The organism is Pantoea sp. SGAir0183 (assembly GCF_043545505.1).
Genome location: NZ_CP028053.1, coordinates 2,883,607 through 2,900,275 on the forward strand (window position 1 = coordinate 2,883,607; position 16,669 = coordinate 2,900,275).

13 protein-coding genes are annotated in these 16,669 nt (G+C 53.9%); 9 read left to right on the forward strand and 4 right to left on the reverse strand.

The features are described 5' to 3' along the window. Positions 1-546 precede the first annotated feature (546 nt). From ssuE to ssuB, 5 genes are read left to right on the forward strand one after another with little or no spacing between them, the layout of a single operon-like run. Positions 547-1,098, forward strand: coding sequence for an NADPH-dependent FMN reductase (gene ssuE, locus C1N59_RS13445; protein WP_039341268.1), 552 nt, complete (start codon positions 547-549; stop codon positions 1,096-1,098). A gap of 9 nt (positions 1,099-1,107) precedes the next feature. After that, positions 1,108-2,061, forward strand: a complete 954-nt coding sequence (locus C1N59_RS13450) for a sulfonate ABC transporter substrate-binding protein (RefSeq protein WP_006118649.1) — start codon at positions 1,108-1,110, stop codon at positions 2,059-2,061. Positions 2,062-2,071: 10 nt separating this feature from the next. After that, positions 2,072-3,220 (forward strand): FMNH2-dependent alkanesulfonate monooxygenase, encoded by a 1,149-nt coding sequence (ssuD, locus tag C1N59_RS13455; RefSeq protein ID WP_394549718.1) that lies wholly within the window; start codon positions 2,072-2,074, stop codon positions 3,218-3,220. A gap of 10 nt (positions 3,221-3,230) precedes the next feature. Next, positions 3,231-4,022: an aliphatic sulfonate ABC transporter permease SsuC gene (gene ssuC / locus C1N59_RS13460; RefSeq protein WP_033737624.1), complete on the forward strand. Its 792-nt coding sequence runs from the start codon at positions 3,231-3,233 to the stop codon at positions 4,020-4,022. Further along, the gene (ssuB, locus tag C1N59_RS13465) at positions 4,019-4,807 is read left to right on the forward strand and encodes an aliphatic sulfonates ABC transporter ATP-binding protein (protein WP_164483106.1); all 789 of its coding nucleotides are present in this window, start codon (positions 4,019-4,021) and stop codon (positions 4,805-4,807) included. Before ssuC ends, ssuB begins: the two co-directional genes overlap by 4 nt. A 32-nt stretch (positions 4,808-4,839) precedes the next feature. Here the strand turns inward: ssuB and pepN are convergent, their stop codons facing one another. Continuing rightward, entirely contained in the window at positions 4,840-7,455 is a 2,616-nt protein-coding gene (gene pepN / locus C1N59_RS13470; RefSeq protein ID WP_039341279.1) for an aminopeptidase N, read from the reverse strand. Positions 7,456-7,696: 241 nt separating this feature from the next. On the opposite strand from pepN, the gene pncB reads away from it, so the two are divergent. The 4 genes from pncB to C1N59_RS13490 all read left to right on the forward strand — a co-directional run bounded on the left by pncB (position 7,697) and on the right by C1N59_RS13490 (position 13,270). Further along, positions 7,697-8,902: a nicotinate phosphoribosyltransferase gene (gene pncB, locus C1N59_RS13475; RefSeq protein ID WP_006118645.1), complete on the forward strand. Its 1,206-nt coding sequence runs from the start codon at positions 7,697-7,699 to the stop codon at positions 8,900-8,902. Positions 8,903-9,059: 157 nt separating this feature from the next. Next, the gene (asnS, locus tag C1N59_RS13480; RefSeq protein ID WP_039341285.1) at positions 9,060-10,460 is read left to right on the forward strand and encodes an asparagine--tRNA ligase; all 1,401 of its coding nucleotides are present in this window, start codon (positions 9,060-9,062) and stop codon (positions 10,458-10,460) included. Positions 10,461-10,760: 300 nt separating this feature from the next. Beyond that, entirely contained in the window at positions 10,761-11,870 is a 1,110-nt protein-coding gene (gene ompF, locus C1N59_RS13485) for a porin OmpF (protein ID WP_033737627.1), read from the forward strand. Between the two features lie 209 nt (positions 11,871-12,079). Then, complete coding sequence (locus C1N59_RS13490) at positions 12,080-13,270, forward strand: amino acid aminotransferase (RefSeq protein ID WP_394549720.1); 1,191 nt, start codon at positions 12,080-12,082, stop codon at positions 13,268-13,270. A 41-nt stretch (positions 13,271-13,311) separates the two neighbouring features. Here C1N59_RS13490 and C1N59_RS13495 read toward each other — a convergent pair whose 3' ends face one another. The 3 genes from C1N59_RS13495 to ldtD all read right to left on the reverse strand — a co-directional run bounded on the left by C1N59_RS13495 (position 13,312) and on the right by ldtD (position 16,531). Beyond that, positions 13,312-13,941: an MBL fold metallo-hydrolase gene (locus C1N59_RS13495; protein WP_058701021.1), complete on the reverse strand. Its 630-nt coding sequence runs from the start codon at positions 13,939-13,941 to the stop codon at positions 13,312-13,314. A 36-nt stretch (positions 13,942-13,977) separates the two neighbouring features. Beyond that, the gene (locus C1N59_RS13500; RefSeq protein WP_033737630.1) at positions 13,978-14,529 is read right to left on the reverse strand and encodes a YcbK family protein; all 552 of its coding nucleotides are present in this window, start codon (positions 14,527-14,529) and stop codon (positions 13,978-13,980) included. A gap of 187 nt (positions 14,530-14,716) precedes the next feature. Continuing rightward, positions 14,717-16,531, reverse strand: coding sequence for a L,D-transpeptidase (ldtD, locus tag C1N59_RS13505; protein ID WP_133745113.1), 1,815 nt, complete (start codon positions 16,529-16,531; stop codon positions 14,717-14,719). Positions 16,532-16,669: the final 138 nt, after the last annotated feature.

A 16,669-nucleotide genomic window follows, 5' to 3' on the forward strand; every position in this document is an offset into this window, starting at 1 on the left:
TAACTTTCGTCACTTCGTTGAGAAATCATTTAATAAATACATCAGTAGCCTTTTCACTTTCGCCCTGCCGCCTGTAACCAGTTGTGAAATTCCATTAAAATTTTTATAAATGCTGGCCCTGTTTATCTGACACTTTTGTGGAACCCGTCTTAAACCCAGGCTTACTGCATCACAAAACCCCGTTGAAACATCGAATCTTTTTCGCTTTGTCCATTTTGATAACCCACAGTCAGAGAAGACCACTCTTTTCTTTCATGGATTTATTTCAATCTTGCGATATTCAAGTAACCAAATGTACGAAATCCATCTGCGACAGAGAATTCATTCATCCGGATTAATGTATCCCGTTGCGTACCAGGCCGTTTTTAAGATTTGTCGTAGCGGTTTTCTCCTGGATTCCAGATGCCACGCCTTATCTTCCTTTTGCGGTTTTCACCTTTAGATTGTCAGAAAAATCATTTAAGCCCTGCCGTGGCCTCTGCCAGGATGAAAGCCTGAGTTCTCAACAACAGATAATCAATAACTTTCAGTTATAAGGAGTAGTGAATGCGAGTGCTTACCTTGGCAGGCAGTCCACGGTTTCCTTCACGGTCCACCTCGTTACTGGCGCTGTGCCAGCACAAACTGGAAGCGCGCGGCGTGGAAGTTATTCCGTGGAATATTCATAACTTTCAGCCGGAAGACCTTATTAACGCCCGCTTTGATTCCCCGGCGATTCTGGCGCTGAGTGAGGACTTGTCTGCCGCCGATGGTCTGGTGATTGCTACGCCCGTTTACAAGGCGTCTTTCTCGGGTGCGCTGAAAACGGTACTGGACCTGTTGCCCGAACGCGCACTGGCCCACAAAGTCGTGCTGCCGCTTGCCAGTGGTGGCAGCGCAGGCCACATGCTGGCCCTGGATTACGCGCTCAAGCCCGTTTTAAACGCGCTGAAAGCGGAAGAAGTGCTTCATGGGGTTTATGCCGAAGATAAACAGATCACGCATTACGATCGTCAGCCAGAACTGGATCCCCTTCTGGCCACCCGCCTGGATGAGGCGGTGGATTCTTTCTCACTGGCATTGTCACGCCGTCATCAACCGGTTGCCTGGGCAGTATAAGGATTAAGCATGAAACGGATAGTAAGCGCGTGGTTACTGGCAGGGATGTTGATAACGGGAACTCAGGTTTATGCTGCTGAGCCAGCCCCCGAACAGGTGCGTATCGGCTACCAGAAAGGATCGGTCAGTATGGTGCTGGCAAAAGCTCACCGGTTACTGGAAACGCGTTTCCCTCAGACCAAAATACAGTGGGTTGAATTTCCAGCCGGGCCGCAAATGCTGGAAGCCCTGAACGTTAACAGTATTGATATTGCCAGTACCGGCGATATTCCACCCATTTTTGCCCAGGCGGCGGGGGCAGATTTACTCTATATCGGCTCGGAGCCGCCTAAGCCCAAAGCCGAGGTGATTCTGGTCAGCCAGGACAGCCCGCTGAAATCGGTGGCCGACCTGAAGGGCAAAAAAGTGGCCTTTCAGAAAGGCTCCAGCTCGCACAACCTGTTACTGCGCGCACTGGAGGAGGCCGGCCTGTCAATAAAAGATATACAGCCGGTTTATCTTACGCCTGCCGATGCCCGCGCGGCCTTTCAGCAGGGTAACGTTGATGCCTGGGCGATATGGGATCCCTATTATTCCGCAGTGCTGCTTCAGGGGCACGTTCGCGTTTTAAAAGACGGTACCACACTCAATCAGACCGGTCCGTTCTACCTTGCGACGCGCGCATTCGCCCAGAACCATAATGACTTTGTCTTAGCAACGCTCAAAACCTTTAGCGATGCGGAAGCGCTGACGCGCAGCGAACGTGACCAGAGCATTCATCTGCTTGCCACCTCCATTGGCCTGCCTGAGGCGGTCATTGCCAGTAATCTGGATCATCGTCCCCCTAGCCCGGTCAGTCCGGTCAGCGCGCACACTGTTGCGTTACAACAGAAAACCGCCGATCTGTTTTATGCCAATCACCTGATTCCCGTGAAAGTATCAATTGCCGATCGCATCTGGCATCCCCGTAGCGTGACGCAATAAGGAGAGAAAAATGAGTGTTTCCGTATTCTGGTTCCTGCCCACCCATGGTGACGGTCACTACCTTGGCACGGCCGAAGGTGCGCGCCCGGTCGATCATGCGTATCTGCAGCAGGTCGCGCAGGCAGCCGATCGCCTGGGTTTTGGTGGCGTGCTGATCCCGACCGGCCGCTCGTGTGAAGATGCCTGGCTGGTGGCCGCCTCATTAATTCCGGTCACTCAGCGCCTGCGTTTTCTGGTTGCCCTGCGCCCTGGCGTGATTTCACCGACTCAGGCCGCCCGCCAGGCCGCGACGCTCGATCGCCTGTCTAACGGACGTGCACTGTTTAATCTGGTAACGGGCGGCGATCCCGAAGAGCTGGCAGGTGATGGCGTTTTCCTCGACCATCGTGAACGCTATGCCGAATCGGCCGAGTTCACCCGCGTCTGGCGCCGGGTGCTGGAAGGTGAAACAGTGGACTACGAGGGCAAGCATGTGCATGTGCGCGGGGCGCGCCTGATGTTTAAGCCGGTGCAGCAGCCTCGTCCACCGCTGTGGTTTGGCGGGTCATCAGAGCCCGCTCAGGATCTGGCCGCTGAACAGGTTGATGTGTACCTCACCTGGGGCGAGCCACCTGAACTGGTAAAAGAAAAAATTGAACAGGTGCGCGCTAAAGCCGCTGCTCAGGGCCGCCAGGTTCGTTTTGGTATCCGCCTGCATGTCATCGTCCGTGAAACCAATGAAGAAGCCTGGCAGGCTGCCGACAAACTGATTGCTAACGTCGATGACGCCACTATTGCCAGAGCGCAAAGCGCCTTCCAGCGTACCGATTCCGTTGGGCAGCAACGCATGGCCGCCCTGCACGGAGGTCGCCGTGACAAACTGGAGATTAGCCCCAATCTCTGGGCTGGCGTTGGGCTGGTTCGCAGCGGTGCCGGTACCGCGCTGGTGGGCGATGCCCCAACCGTAGCGGCGCGAATGAAAGAGTACGAAGCGCTGGGCATTGAAACCTTTATTCTTTCCGGCTATCCGCACCTGGAAGAAGCCTATCGCGTGGGCGAGCTGCTGTTTCCCCATCTGGATCTGAAGATACCTGAAGTGCCTCTACCTCGGGTCGTTCAGGCGCACGGTGAAGCAGTTGCGAACGATTTTACCCCCGAGAAAAAAGCCGCACGGGCCTGAGGAGATCGCCATGATCCGATTACGTCAATCCTTCTCAGCGGCGCTTGTGCCCTGGCTGTTACCGGTATTACTGGTCGTGGTCTGGCAGATTGCGTCGCAGACCGGCTGGCTCTCCAGCCGTATCCTGCCGGCACCGGAGAAGATCGTCACCACCTTCTGGCAACTGGCCGCCAGCGGCGAGCTGTGGCGGAATCTGGCTATCAGCAGCTGGCGCGCGCTGCTGGGCTTTAGCATCGGCGGTTCGATCGGGTTAGTGCTGGGATTGATTACCGGCACCTCACGTCTGGGCGAGCGCCTGCTGGATACCTCGGTACAAATGTTACGTAACGTGCCTCATCTGGCGCTTATCCCGCTGGTCATCCTGTGGTTTGGTATCGATGAAACCGCCAAAATTTTTCTGGTGGCGCTGGGCACACTGTTCCCGATTTATCTGAATACGTATCACGGCATTCGCAACGTGGATCGGGGGCTGGTTGAAATGGCACGCAGCTATGGCTTATCGGGCTGGAGCCTGTTTGTGCAGGTGATATTGCCGGGTGCGTTACCGAGCATCATGGTCGGCGTGCGTTTTGGTCTGGGATTAATGTGGCTCACGCTGATTGTGGCTGAAACCATTTCCGCTAACGCCGGGATTGGCTACCTGGCCATGAATGCCCGTGAATTTCTGCAAACCGATGTGGTGATGGTCGCCATTATTCTTTATGCCCTGCTGGGGAAACTGGCCGATGTCAGTGCGCTACTGCTGGAACGTGTCTGGTTACGCTGGCATCCGGCTTATCAACATAAGGAGGAAGCAGCATGATTAACTCCGCTATCCCGGCGCGTCTGACGGCCGGTACGCCGGTTGGTGTAAAGGGCGTCAGCAAAAAATATGGCGAGCGTACGATTCTTAATAACCTCGACCTGCACATACCGTCTGGACAATTTGTGGCCGTCGTGGGCCGCAGCGGCTGCGGCAAAAGTACCCTGCTGCGTTTGCTGGCCGGGCTGGAAAACAGCACTGAGGGTCAGCTACTGGCCGGCACTGCGCCATTGCACACGGCGCGCGACGAAACCCGTCTGATGTTCCAGGATGCGCGACTGCTGCCCTGGAAAAAAGTGATTGATAACGTGGCACTTGGTCTGCGGGGCAATGCCTGGCGGGAAGCCGCACACGAGGCGCTGGCGGCCGTTGGGCTGGCCGATCGCGCCAGTGACTGGCCTGCCGCCCTGTCTGGCGGTCAGAAACAGCGCGTGGCACTGGCTCGCGCCCTGATTCATCGCCCCGGTCTGCTCCTTCTGGATGAGCCACTCGGCGCGCTCGATGCGTTAACCCGAATTGAGATGCAGGAGCTGATTGAATCACTGTGGCAGCAACACAATTTTACGGTGTTGTTGGTCACCCATGATGTCAGTGAAGCGGTTGCAATGGCGGATCGGGTTCTGCTGATTGAGGAAGGTCGGATTGGGCTGGATTTGCAGGTTGATTTGCCACGTCCCCGGCGGCGGGGTTCCGCCCGTCTGGCCGAGCTGGAAGCGGAGGTGCTGGATCGGGTGATGCGTCGCAGTGCGGCAGATAAACCGCCGCGCTATGCGCAACAGCGCTGATGAAACGGCGGGCCATGGCCCGCCGTTTTTTATCAGGCGTTAAGCGCCTTGGTAATTTTCTCGTACAGATCGCCCGACAGTTTCTCCAGACCCTGTAGCTGCTCCAGCGCCTGGCGCATCAGCGCCTGACGGCGAGTATCGTAACGTTTCAGACGAATCAATGGCTCAATCATGCGCGACGCAACCTGCGGATTTCGGGTATTTAAATCCGTCAACATCTCGACCAGGAAGCGATAGCCGCTGCCATCTTCGGCATGGAAGGCCGAGGGGTTCCCCGATGCGAAGGCACCGATCAATGAACGAATACGGTTGGGGTTCCCCATGCTGAACGAACGGTGCGACAGCAACCGGCGCACGTTAAGTAACGCATTCTGCGCCGGGCTGGTGGCCTGCAACATAAACCATTTGTCCATCACCAGGCCATCGCGATGCCAGCGATCGTCATAGTCAGCCAGTAAGGCGTCACGGCACGGCAACTGCGCCGCCACGGCGGCCGAGAGTGCCGCCAGGGAATCGGTCATATTATTCGCGCGCTGATACTGTGCCTGAACCAGTTTATCGGCCAGATCCATGTCACCAAACGCCAGATAGTACAGGCAGATGTTTTTCAGTGACCGTTTGCCTGTTTCCGCATGATCAACGTGATAGTCCGCCTGCTGATTGGCGTTATACACGGCAAAGAATTCATCCGCCAGTTCACGCGCCAGCGTACGGACCAACGCTTCGCGCACCAGCGCAATGGCCTGCGGATCGATAATCTCAAACAGCTCGGCAATTTCGTTCTCACTCGGCAATGTCAAAATCAGCGCCGTCAATGCCGGGTCGCTGTCTGCGTCAAGCAGCACGGTGCGGAAAGCATCGGCAACGTGCAGCGGCAGTGACAAATGCTGCCCCTGCTGATGACGCGCAACATTGAGACGTAAATAGGTTGCCAGCAGACTTTGCGCCGCATCCCAGCGGGAAAAATCGTTACTGGCATGGCGCATCAGGAAGGTGAGCTGGGCATCGCTCCACTTGTAATCAAGTTTCACAGGTGCGGAGAATTCACGCAGCAGTGACGGCACCGGCTGGAAATAGACGTTATCAAACGTAAACGTCTGGAACTCTTCCGTCACGTTCAGGACGTGATGCACAGGATGGCCATCGCGCTGCAACGGAATCACCTTGCCCTGGCCGTCATACAGTTCGATATCCAGCGGGATGTGTAGCGGCAGTTTTTCTTTCTGATCGGCTGTCGGTGGCGTGTGTTGCGTAACGTGCAACGTGTACTGCTCCAGTTCCGGATTGTAGTCGTCGCGTACCGTGACGGTTGGTGTACCTGACTGGCTGTACCAGCGGCGGAACTGAGACAGATCAACGCCAGACGCGTCTTCCATCGCCTGAACAAAATCATCGCAGGTGGCGGCGCTGCCGTCATGCCGTTTGAAGTACAGTTGCATCCCTTTCTGAAAGTTCTCCTCTCCCAGCAAGGTATGCATCATGCGGATCACTTCCGATCCTTTTTCATACACGGTTAAGGTGTAGAAATTATTCATTTCGATCACCTGATCCGGCCGGATCGGGTGCGCCATCGGACTGGCATCCTCAGCAAACTGCGCGCCGCGCATGATACGGACATTATCGATACGATTAACGGCACGCGATCCCAGGTCTGAACTGAATTCCTGATCGCGGAAGACGGTCAGGCCCTCTTTGAGGCTCAACTGGAACCAGTCACGACAGGTGACGCGGTTGCCGGTCCAGTTGTGGAAATATTCATGGCCTATCACGGCCTCAATCCCCAGGTAATCTTTATCGGTTGCGGTTTCGGCTTTTGCCAGCACATATTTGGAGTTAAAGATGTTAAGCCCTTTATTCTCCATCGCGCCCATATTAAAGAAGTCCACCGCGACAATCATAAAGATGTCGAGGTCATACTCCAGGCCAAAGCGCTCTTCATCCCACTTCATGCTGTTTTTCAGCGAGGTCATTGCCCAGTCGGCACGGTCCAGATTGCCTCTGTCAACAAAGATCTCCAGTGCGACATCACGACCCGAACGCGTGGTAAAGCTGTCGCGCAGCACGTCAAAATCACCTGCCACCAGCGCAAACAGATAGCAGGGCTTCGGGAACGGATCCTGCCACTTCACCCAGTGACGTCCCTGCTCGTCATGACCACTGTCGATACGGTTGCCGTTCGACAACAGGAAAGGATAGCGGTTGCCATCGGCAATGATGGTGGTCGTGAAACGCGCCAGCACATCCGGCCGATCCAGATACCAGGTAATATGGCGGAAGCCTTCGGCTTCACATTGCGTACAAAGTGCCTCACCTGACTTGTACAATCCTTCAAGCGCGCTGTTGCGGTCAGGATGAATGTCATTCACGATTTTCAGCGTGAAACTGTCTGGCAACTGGCTGAGTACCAGTGCGCCTTCTTCCTCTTTATAAGCCGTCCAGGCCTGGCCATTAACTTCCAGCGAGATCAGGGTCAGATCTTCACCGTCCAGACGCAATTCAGCCCCGTTATCACCCTGGCGTTTAACCTGACTGATGGCCGTGACGCGCGTGGTCGACTCATCCAGTTCAAAGGTTAAATCAATATCGGTGATGGTATAATCGGGAGCCCGGTAATCGTGGCGATATTTTATTTTTGGCTGCTGCGTCATATTTCGTCTCGCAATGAATAGTTTACCCGTCAAAGTCTAAGCCTGATGCGTTAAGCTTGCCATGCGTAATGCATGTCGTGGGCAAAATGGCTACACTTTCTTAACAATGACACAATTCGGCCTCGACTCGCTATCCTGAAATATGCTGTGATCGCCGTCTGTTAGTGATTTATACTTTTGCGTCTTTGTGACGTTTAATACACCGGGCTCTGCGCCACCGAACAGGATGCCGAAACGCGCCATGACAGGACATGCTTCCCCGATACTGACTTCGCTGCTGGATACTGACGCGTATAAGCTTCATATGCAGCAAGCCGTCTTCCATCGCTACTATGATGTTACGGTAGCGGCGGAGTTTCGCTGCCGCAGCGATGAGTTACTGGGTTTTTATGCTGACGAAATCCGTGCAGCGATCAATGCCATGCAGACGCTGGCGCTGACCGACGCCGAATATGCCTGGTTATCTGACCTCCCCTTCTTTGCTGACGACTACCTTAACTGGCTGCGCAATTTTCGCTATGACCCCCAGCAGGTCGACGTGCAAAATCACAACGGCAAGCTGGCTATCCGAATTCAGGGGCCCTGGCGTGAGGTCATCATGTGGGAAGTTCCCCTGTTGGCCTTGATCAGCGAAGTGGTGCATCGCCATCGTACACCACACACCGGCAGTCAGCAGGCCGTGGACTTTCTGCACCAGAAACTGGCGACGTTTAAAACGCAAATTGCGGATACCGATATGTCACGTTTTCGGTTGATGGATTTTGGTACCCGTCGCCGCTATTCCCGGTCGGTGCAGGAAGCCATTGTCAGTACGCTGAAGCAGGACTTTCCCTGGCTGATGGGCACCAGCAACTATGATCTGGCCCGCCGTCTTGAACTGACGCCTGTCGGCACGCAGGCGCACGAATGGTTTCAGGCTTTTCAGCAAATCAGTCCGGTGCTGGCGAACAGCCAGCGGGCCGCGTTACAGGCCTGGCTGGATGAATATGATGACAAACTGGGTATTGCGTTAACGGACTGCATCGCTATGGACGCCTTCCTGCGCGACTTCGGCCCGGTCTTCGCCCGCCGTTACCAGGGTTTACGCCATGATTCGGGCGATCCGGTTGAATGGGGTGAAAAAGCCCTGGCGCATTATCAGCAACTGGGCATAGATCCACAGAGTAAAACCCTGGTGTTCTCCGACAACCTGAATCTGGATAAAGCGCTGGCGCTCTATCGCCACTTTGGTCAGCGTACTCACGTTGTGTTTGGCATTGGCACCCGACTGACCTGCGATATTCCCGGCGTGACGCCACTCAATATTGTCATTAAGCTGGTGCAGTGTAACGGGAAGCCGGTTGCCAAGCTGTCAGACAGTCCGGGCAAAACCATTTGTCAGGATAAAGCCTTCGTCAGAGCCTTGAGAAAAGCCTTTGACCTGCCGCTGGTAAAAAAAGCCAGCTAAGCGCTATGTGACTGGGGCGCTCTGCGCCCCGCTTTCCTGGCAATAAATCTGCCCTTCCCCCTGAATTTTGCTTGTTTCCTGTTGACTCGCAAGTAACATAGCAACACCCCAGTCTGGGGAATTCATTCACACACTTCTTCTATATAGAGAGATATTTATGAGCGTAGTGCCTGTAGCGGATGTACTGCACGGTCGCGTCGCGGTTGACAGTGAAGTCACCGTACGTGGTTGGGTACGTACCCGAAGAGATTCAAAAGCCGGTCTGTCCTTTATCGCCGTGTATGACGGCTCCTGCTTTAATCCCGTTCAGGCCGTCGTCAATAATTCTCTGAATAATTATCAGGACGAAGTGCTGCGCCTGACTACCGGCTGCTCCGTCATTGTCACCGGTACCGTTGTGGCATCTCCGGGCCAGGGGCAGGCGTTTGAAATCCAGGCGACAAAGCTGGAGGTGGTAGGCTGGGTGGAAGATCCCGACAGCTATCCTATGGCGGCCAAACGTCACAGCATTGAGTATTTGCGTGAAGTGGCCCACCTGCGTCCACGCACGAACCTGATTGGTGCCGTAGCCCGTGTTCGTCACACGCTGGCGCAGGCGCTGCACCGTTTCTTCCATGAGAACGGCTATTTCTGGGTTTCTACGCCGCTGATTACCGCTTCCGATACTGAAGGTGCGGGTGAAATGTTCCGCGTATCAACGCTGGATCTGGAAAACCTGCCGCGTGACGATCAGGGCAAAGTCGACTTTTCAGAAGACTTCTTTGGTAAGGAAGCCTTCCTGACGGTATCCGGCCAGCTCAACGGCGAAACCTACGCCAGTGCGCTGTCAAAAATTTATACCTTCGGCCCCACCTTCCGGGCCGAAAACTCCAACACCAGCCGTCATCTCGCGGAATTCTGGATGCTGGAGCCGGAAATAGCCTTCGCCTCCCTGGATGATGCGGCCGATCTGGCGGAAGCCATGCTGAAGTATGTGTTTAAAGCCGTCCTGGAAGAACGTGCAGACGACATGGCGTTCTTTGCCGAGCGGGTTGATAACGACGCCATTGCTCGTCTGGAGCGCTTCGTCACCACAGACTTTGCGCAGGTCGACTATACCGATGCCGTCGAGATTCTGATGAACTGCGGCCAGACGTTTGAGAACCCTGTCTCCTGGGGCATTGATTTGTCTTCTGAGCATGAGCGTTACCTGGCGGAGAAACACTTTAAAGCGCCTGTCGTTGTGAAAAACTACCCGAAAGACATCAAAGCGTTCTACATGCGCCTTAACGAAGACGGTAAAACCGTGGCCGCGATGGATGTGTTAGCGCCTGGCATTGGTGAAATTATCGGCGGTTCACAGCGTGAAGAGCGTCTGGATGTACTGGATGCGCGTCTGGAAGAGATGGGGCTGAAAAAAGAGGATTACTGGTGGTATCGTGATCTGCGTCGCTATGGCACTGTTCCCCATTCCGGATTCGGATTAGGTTTCGAACGTTTAATCGCCTATGTCACAGGCGTACAAAATGTAAGAGATGTTATCCCGTTCCCACGCACGCCACGTAATGCGAGCTTCTGATTTTCAGCATTTAATATAAGAAATTCATATATATAAAGAGGTCGGCTTCGCCGGCCTTTTTTTATTTTTGTAAATTTTGATATGACTCACAAAGTTCCGTTATTTTTACATTTGGAAATACATTTTTTATATTTGAAACAAGATTACGACTTTTGTAGCATTTTCGCAGTAGAATTACCCGATGGGGGATGGAAAGATGCGTGCAGACACAGGAGACACCAAACTTCTTTCAAGGTTCATGTAAAGATTTCTTGACGGCAGTGGCAGGTGTCCAAATAACTCCAATGAGGGTAATAAATAATGATGAAGCGCAACATTCTGGCAGTGGTTATCCCTGCTCTGCTCGCCGCTGGCGCAGCCAATGCAGCAGAAGTTTATAACAAAGACGGCAATAAGCTGGACCTGTACGGTAAAGTGGATGCACGTCACCAGTTCTCTGATAACTCAGGTGATGACGGCGATCAGACTTATATTCGCTTCGGCTTCAAAGGCGAAACCAAGATCAATGACCAGATGACTGGTTATGGTCAGTGGGAATACAACATTCAGGGTAATAACTCTGAAGGTTCTGATGCGCAAACTGACAATAAAACCCGTCTGGGCTTTGCTGGCCTTAAGTTCGGCGATGCCGGCTCAATCGACTATGGCCGTAACTACGGTGTGGTTTATGATGCAATCGGCTGGACCGATATGCTGCCAGTATTCGGCGGTGACTCAGGTAACTCAGACAACTTCATGAACGGTCGTAGTGGTGGTCTGCTGACCTACCGCAACAGTAACTTCTTTGGTCTGGTAGATGGCTGGAACTTTGCGCTTCAGTATCAGGGCAAAAATGAAAATTCAAATCGCGCTGATCGTAGAGCAAATGGCGATGGATGGGGTGCATCAACATCTTACACCTCGCCAATCGGCGTAGGCATTGTTGGTGCATATAGCAGCAGCGATCGTACTGACTCGCAGGCTCAGGGTGTTGCAGCCAACGGCAATATTGTTGGCGCTGGCAAACATGCTGAAAGCTGGGCAACCGCTCTGAAATATGATGCTAACAATGTTTATCTGGCAGCGATGTATGGTGAAATGCGTAATGCAGCACCAATTTCAATCGTTACTGGCCCAACAACTACCGCTCCTGCCTTTGCAAACAAAGCTCAAATCATTGAGATGGTTGCACAGTACCAGTTTGACTTCGGTCTGCGTCCTTCACTGGCTTACGTTCAGTCCAAAGGCAAAGACATTGAAGGTATCGGCGATGCGGATATCTACAAATACTTCGATGTGGGCGCAACCTACTACTTCAACAAAAACATGGCCACCTACGTTGATTATAAAATCAACCAGCTGGACAAAAACAACCCACTGGGCATTCCTAACGACGACGTAGTCGGCCTGGGTGTGGTTTACCAGTTCTAAGTTTGTTGATGCAGTACAAAAAACGGAGCTTCGGCTCCGTTTTTTATTGCCTTTATTCAGCGCAGCCGATACGTGGCCCCCTTCTCCCTATAAGTACTGGTAATTCTGCCGACCGGACAATGAATTTTATCGCAAACGGTTGGCATTTCGCCGTGCTGACGTTAACCTGATGCTTCATTTGCTAAAGTTCACGCTACTGGACCCGACTCATGTTTGAATCGATCTCTGCTGCACCTGCCGATCCTATCCTTGGCCTGGCCGATCTGTTTCGTGCCGATGACCGCCCGAATAAAATTAATCTCGGTATTGGCGTTTATAAAGATGAAACCGGGAAAACCCCGGTGCTCACCAGCGTTAAAAAAGCAGAGCAATATCTGCTGGAAAACGAGACCAGCAAAAATTACCTGAGCATTGACGGTCTGCCGGATTTCGTATACTGCACTCAGGAATTGTTATTTGGTAAAGGCAACGCCCTGATTTCGGCGGGCCGCGTACGTTCCGCGCAGACGCCAGGCGGGACAGGTGCACTGCGTGTCGCTGCGGATTTTCTGGCCACGCAGACGTCGGTGAAGCGCGTATGGGTCAGCAACCCGAGCTGGCCGAACCATAAAAACGTGTTTAACGCCGCGGGTCTCGAGGTGTGTGAATACTCGTATTATGATGCGGTCAACCATACGCTGGACTTTGACAGCATGCTGGCCTCGCTGAAAGAGGTTAAAGCCGGTGATGTGGTGCTGTTCCACGGCTGCTGCCATAACCCAACCGGTATCGATCCGACAGCAGAGCAGTGGCAACAGCTGGCTGCGCTTTCCAAAGCCAATGGCTGGTTGCCGCTGTTTGACTTCGCCTATCAGGGCTTTGCCCGTGGGCTGGAAGAAGATGCAGCAGGTCTGCGCCTGTTTGCGGCCAGCCATCAGGAGCTGATTGTGGCCAGTTCCTATTCCAAAAACTTTGGTCTGTATAATGAACGCGTGGGTGCGATTACGCTGGTGGCGAGCGATGCAGCCACGGCCGATACCGCCTTCAGTCAGGTGAAGTACACGATTCGCGCGAACTACTCTAACCCACCGTCACACGGTGCGGCAGTGGTGGCAACCATCCTGGGAAATGACGCGCTCCGTACCATCTGGCAGCAGGAGTTGTCCGATATGCGTCAGCGTATCCAGCGCATGCGTCAGCTGTTTGTGAATACGCTGGCGGAAAAAGGGGCGCAGCAGGATTTCAGCTTTATCATTAAGCAGAACGGTATGTTCTCGTTCAGCGGGCTGACCAAAGATCAGGTCATTCGTCTGCGTGAAGAGTTTGGCGTATATGCGGTGAACTCAGGCCGGGTGAACGTGGCCGGGATGACGCCCGATAATATGTCTGCCCTGTGTGAAGCGATTGTCGCCGTGCTGTAATCCTGTCCTTATGAAAAAAATGGGCCTGACTGGCCCATTTTTTATTGCAGAAAAGGATTCGTCAGACGTTCACGACCTAAAGTGGATAGCGGACCGTGACCGGGCAAAAACGTCACATCATCTCCCAGCGGCAACACTTTGTTTTTGATGGCATCAATCAGATGCTGATGGTTACCCTGCGGAAAGTCGGTGCGTCCTACACCACCGTTAAAGATCACATCACCGGAAACCAGTAAACGCCCCTGTCGGTCAAAAAACACGATATGACCTGGCGTATGACCGGGACAGTGCAGAACCTCAAGATTAACCTGACCAACCTGAACAGTGTCCCCCTCTTCCAGCCAGCGATCGGGCGTAAGCGGCGCGCAGTACTCAAGTCCAAACATCTGGCTCTGCGTGGGCAATGCCTCAAGCCAGAACGCATCCTGTTTGTGCGGGCCTACCAGTGGTATGTTCCAGCAGGCCGCCAGTTCCGCCGCGGCCCCGACATGATCAAGATGACCATGCGTCAGCAGGATCTGGCCAGGCGTTAAATCAAGCTGTTTCAGCGTTTGCCTGATTGTATCGGCGTCACCACCCGGATCCACTATCGCAGATTCACGTGTGGTGTCGCACCAGATAACCGAACAGTTCTGCGCGAAGGCGGTAACGGGGATAATGTGATAATTCATAACGCTCCATGGTCGGCACCCGCAGCGTTGCCGACGTTACGACCAGTGCCTGACCGGACCGGTATCAATATGTACAAAGTTGCTGCTGGGGTAATATCCTACACCACCCGCCCGCATTTTTAACGCGGCTTTCCGGACATTCGCCAGACTAATCCCCTCAATATGGAAATCCATCGCCTGACCTTTGGTGTGGTAGCTGTGTTTTGCGACACCAGGACCAGATTCGCGCAGCATATTATTGGTGGCCAGAGTGCGGTAGCCCGAGATCAGCTGAACGGGCTTACGCGTTTCCAGCAGCGCCTGGAGGCGGTAGAGCTGATCGAAAAGGTGGGGATCGATACTTTTGATTTTATTGGCGCGGTAGTCACGGAAAAAATGGTTAAGACGCGATAACTCGCTCTTGTCGTAACTTTTACCGTTGAAGAATTCTGTTTTGAGGGTTTCACCCGTGTGAAGGTTATTCAGCGTTAAGACGCGCGGTCGTGACGTAGAGAGTGAAGCCATCGCTGACGTCGGCAACAAAGCCAGTCCCGCAGCGGCACTTCCGCAAAACAACAGTTTGCGACGGACAGAATCAATTGTAGACATGAAGCGTTTTACCTGAGAACAGAGCCAATGACACGTGCAAAAAACGCACTGGCGGAACCATAACTTTCTCGCGGTAGCACGTCAACCCATGTCTGGCAAGTTTGGAAGACGGCGCCTCATCGGAGACACCGCCTTTCTCAGGTCATCTTCCCGTGCGCAATGCGCACTTACGGTTAAAAATCAACCGTTAGAGGAGCAACTGCTGCGCGCGACTCAGCACCAGACTCCCGGAACGGGCAGTATTATCATAATTGTAAATATCTGTACGAAACTGCGTTTTACCATCATCCGCGACCCAGGCGGTTAAATAATACAGGTTAACCGGTATCCGATGGCGAATAGGCACATAGCGCGTATCACCCTGTTTTAACGTCCCTGAGATACGGGCATCATTCCAGCCTACATCCTGCAGCAGAATGCCCGCCAGTTCTGACGCTTTGTTGACCCGCACGCAGCCCGAGCTGAGTGCGCGAATATCACGCTGGAACAGATTATGATTGGGCGTGTCGTGCAAATAGATAGCATCTGAACTGGGCATATTAAATTTGAAACGGCCCAGTGAATTGGTCTGCCCCGGCGCCTGACGAATTCGGTACGGGAACGACGAGGCAGACACCATGCTCCAGTCGATCATGGTGGGATCGATCACCTCCGCATCCGCACTCCAGCCCGACAGCAGGGTATATCCGTGCTTATACAGGTACGTCGGGTCCTGTTTCACTTTTGGAATGATGTCCTGGCGCACCAGCGTGGTAGGCACATTCCAGGGCGGATTCAGCACCACGTTGTTGAGCGCGCTGCGCATCAGTGGCGTTTTACGGTCTGGCCGGCCCACAATCACCCGCGATGTCAGCACCCGGGTGCCGTTGTTGTAATAATTCAACGAGTAATTGGGAATGTTGACCATAATGCCGTTGTGCATATCATCCGGCAGCAAACGCAGGCGTTGAATGTTCAGCGCCAGCAGGGCGGCACGTTGCTGAGGTGACACATTCAGCCATTCACGTGTACGCGGACCAATGGCTCCATCCGCGTCCAGCCCCTGCCACTGTTGAAAGCGTTTTACCGCTGCGACCAGATTATCGTCATAGACATTGACGCCACTTGTCGCCGTAGGTGCCACTTGTACGTTGTCCGGCGCGCCTGGCGGTGGCGGCGGAATAGCGTTCACGGCAACGGCAGACGGGCTGACCGCGACAGGTTCACTGTGGCTGACCGTAACTGGCGCAGTAGGAACCGCATCGTCATTCGGTGCAGGTGCCGTCGTCTGTGCACTTAACATACCGCTGCGCCGCAGGATTTCCCGCAGCGCCGGTACATCATCACTGACCTGACCGGGCCTTACCGTGTCGCGATTTTTGATTTGCGGCCACGGCTGTTTATCGTTAAGCAGGTTTATTAACGCTTTGTGCATTAAGGGATACTGTGGATGTTGCGGTTCCAGCGAATTCACAAAGGCCGCTGCCCGCCCCGCATTCACGGCGTTCTGCCAGGCATTAATGACGGACACCGACGGCACCGCCAACTTATAGGGCACCGTACTGTAGAGCCACGTTTCCCCCTGTGCGGGAACCGATGAGACAAACTGCAGATAACCCAGCATGGCATCGGACAGTGTCACATCGCGGGCGAATCCGGTAATGGATGGATCGGTCAGACGCTCCACCCACCGGGTAAATTGTGGCTGGACGCCGGATAACGCTACCTCAGCCAGCTGCTGCTGAAACTTCTGCACGGCGTCATGATCCTGCCAGATCGGTTGCATATTTCGCGCGGCATACAGGGCGGCCAGTGAAGCACCGTAAAAAGGCTGACTGTCACTGGCAAACGCCTGGCGAATTTTTTGCTGACTGGCAGAAACAGAGGTGGTGGCCTGGGTCGAATGGACACCGGGCATGGCCGCGATGATAGCCGCCTGGGACGGCACGCACGGACTCAGGGCAAGTGCCAGCACCAGCCATGAACTAACCTGATGAATTGTTAAGCCTTTATTCAGTAACATCCCTGCCCCCTTCATTAATCTACCGCGCAGCCTGAGAGGAAAAAGCTGCAATCGGGCTGTTACTCATATGACTGAGTATACAAACAAAAACGGCATTTGCCTCCTGCGACAAATGCCGTTACCAGATTAACCAATGGC

Bases quoted from the DNA above. Each gene is read 5' to 3' on its own strand.
- ssuE (WP_039341268.1), top strand. From the start codon at position 547: ATGCGAGTGCTTACCTTGGCAGGCAGTCCACGGTTTCCTTCACGGTCC.
- C1N59_RS13450 (WP_006118649.1), top strand. From the start codon at position 1,108: ATGAAACGGATAGTAAGCGCGTGGTTACTGGCAGGGATGTTGATAACG.
- ssuD (WP_394549718.1), top strand. From the start codon at position 2,072: ATGAGTGTTTCCGTATTCTGGTTCCTGCCCACCCATGGTGACGGTCAC.
- ssuC (WP_033737624.1), top strand. From the start codon at position 3,231: ATGATCCGATTACGTCAATCCTTCTCAGCGGCGCTTGTGCCCTGGCTG.
- ssuB (WP_164483106.1), top strand. From the start codon at position 4,019: ATGATTAACTCCGCTATCCCGGCGCGTCTGACGGCCGGTACGCCGGTT.
- pepN (WP_039341279.1), bottom strand. From the start codon at position 7,455: ATGACGCAGCAGCCAAAAATAAAATATCGCCACGATTACCGGGCTCCC.
- pncB (WP_006118645.1), top strand. From the start codon at position 7,697: ATGACAGGACATGCTTCCCCGATACTGACTTCGCTGCTGGATACTGAC.
- asnS (WP_039341285.1), top strand. From the start codon at position 9,060: ATGAGCGTAGTGCCTGTAGCGGATGTACTGCACGGTCGCGTCGCGGTT.
- ompF (WP_033737627.1), top strand. From the start codon at position 10,761: ATGATGAAGCGCAACATTCTGGCAGTGGTTATCCCTGCTCTGCTCGCC.
- C1N59_RS13490 (WP_394549720.1), top strand. From the start codon at position 12,080: ATGTTTGAATCGATCTCTGCTGCACCTGCCGATCCTATCCTTGGCCTG.
- C1N59_RS13495 (WP_058701021.1), bottom strand. From the start codon at position 13,941: ATGAATTATCACATTATCCCCGTTACCGCCTTCGCGCAGAACTGTTCG.
- C1N59_RS13500 (WP_033737630.1), bottom strand. From the start codon at position 14,529: ATGTCTACAATTGATTCTGTCCGTCGCAAACTGTTGTTTTGCGGAAGT.
- ldtD (WP_133745113.1), bottom strand. From the start codon at position 16,531: ATGTTACTGAATAAAGGCTTAACAATTCATCAGGTTAGTTCATGGCTG.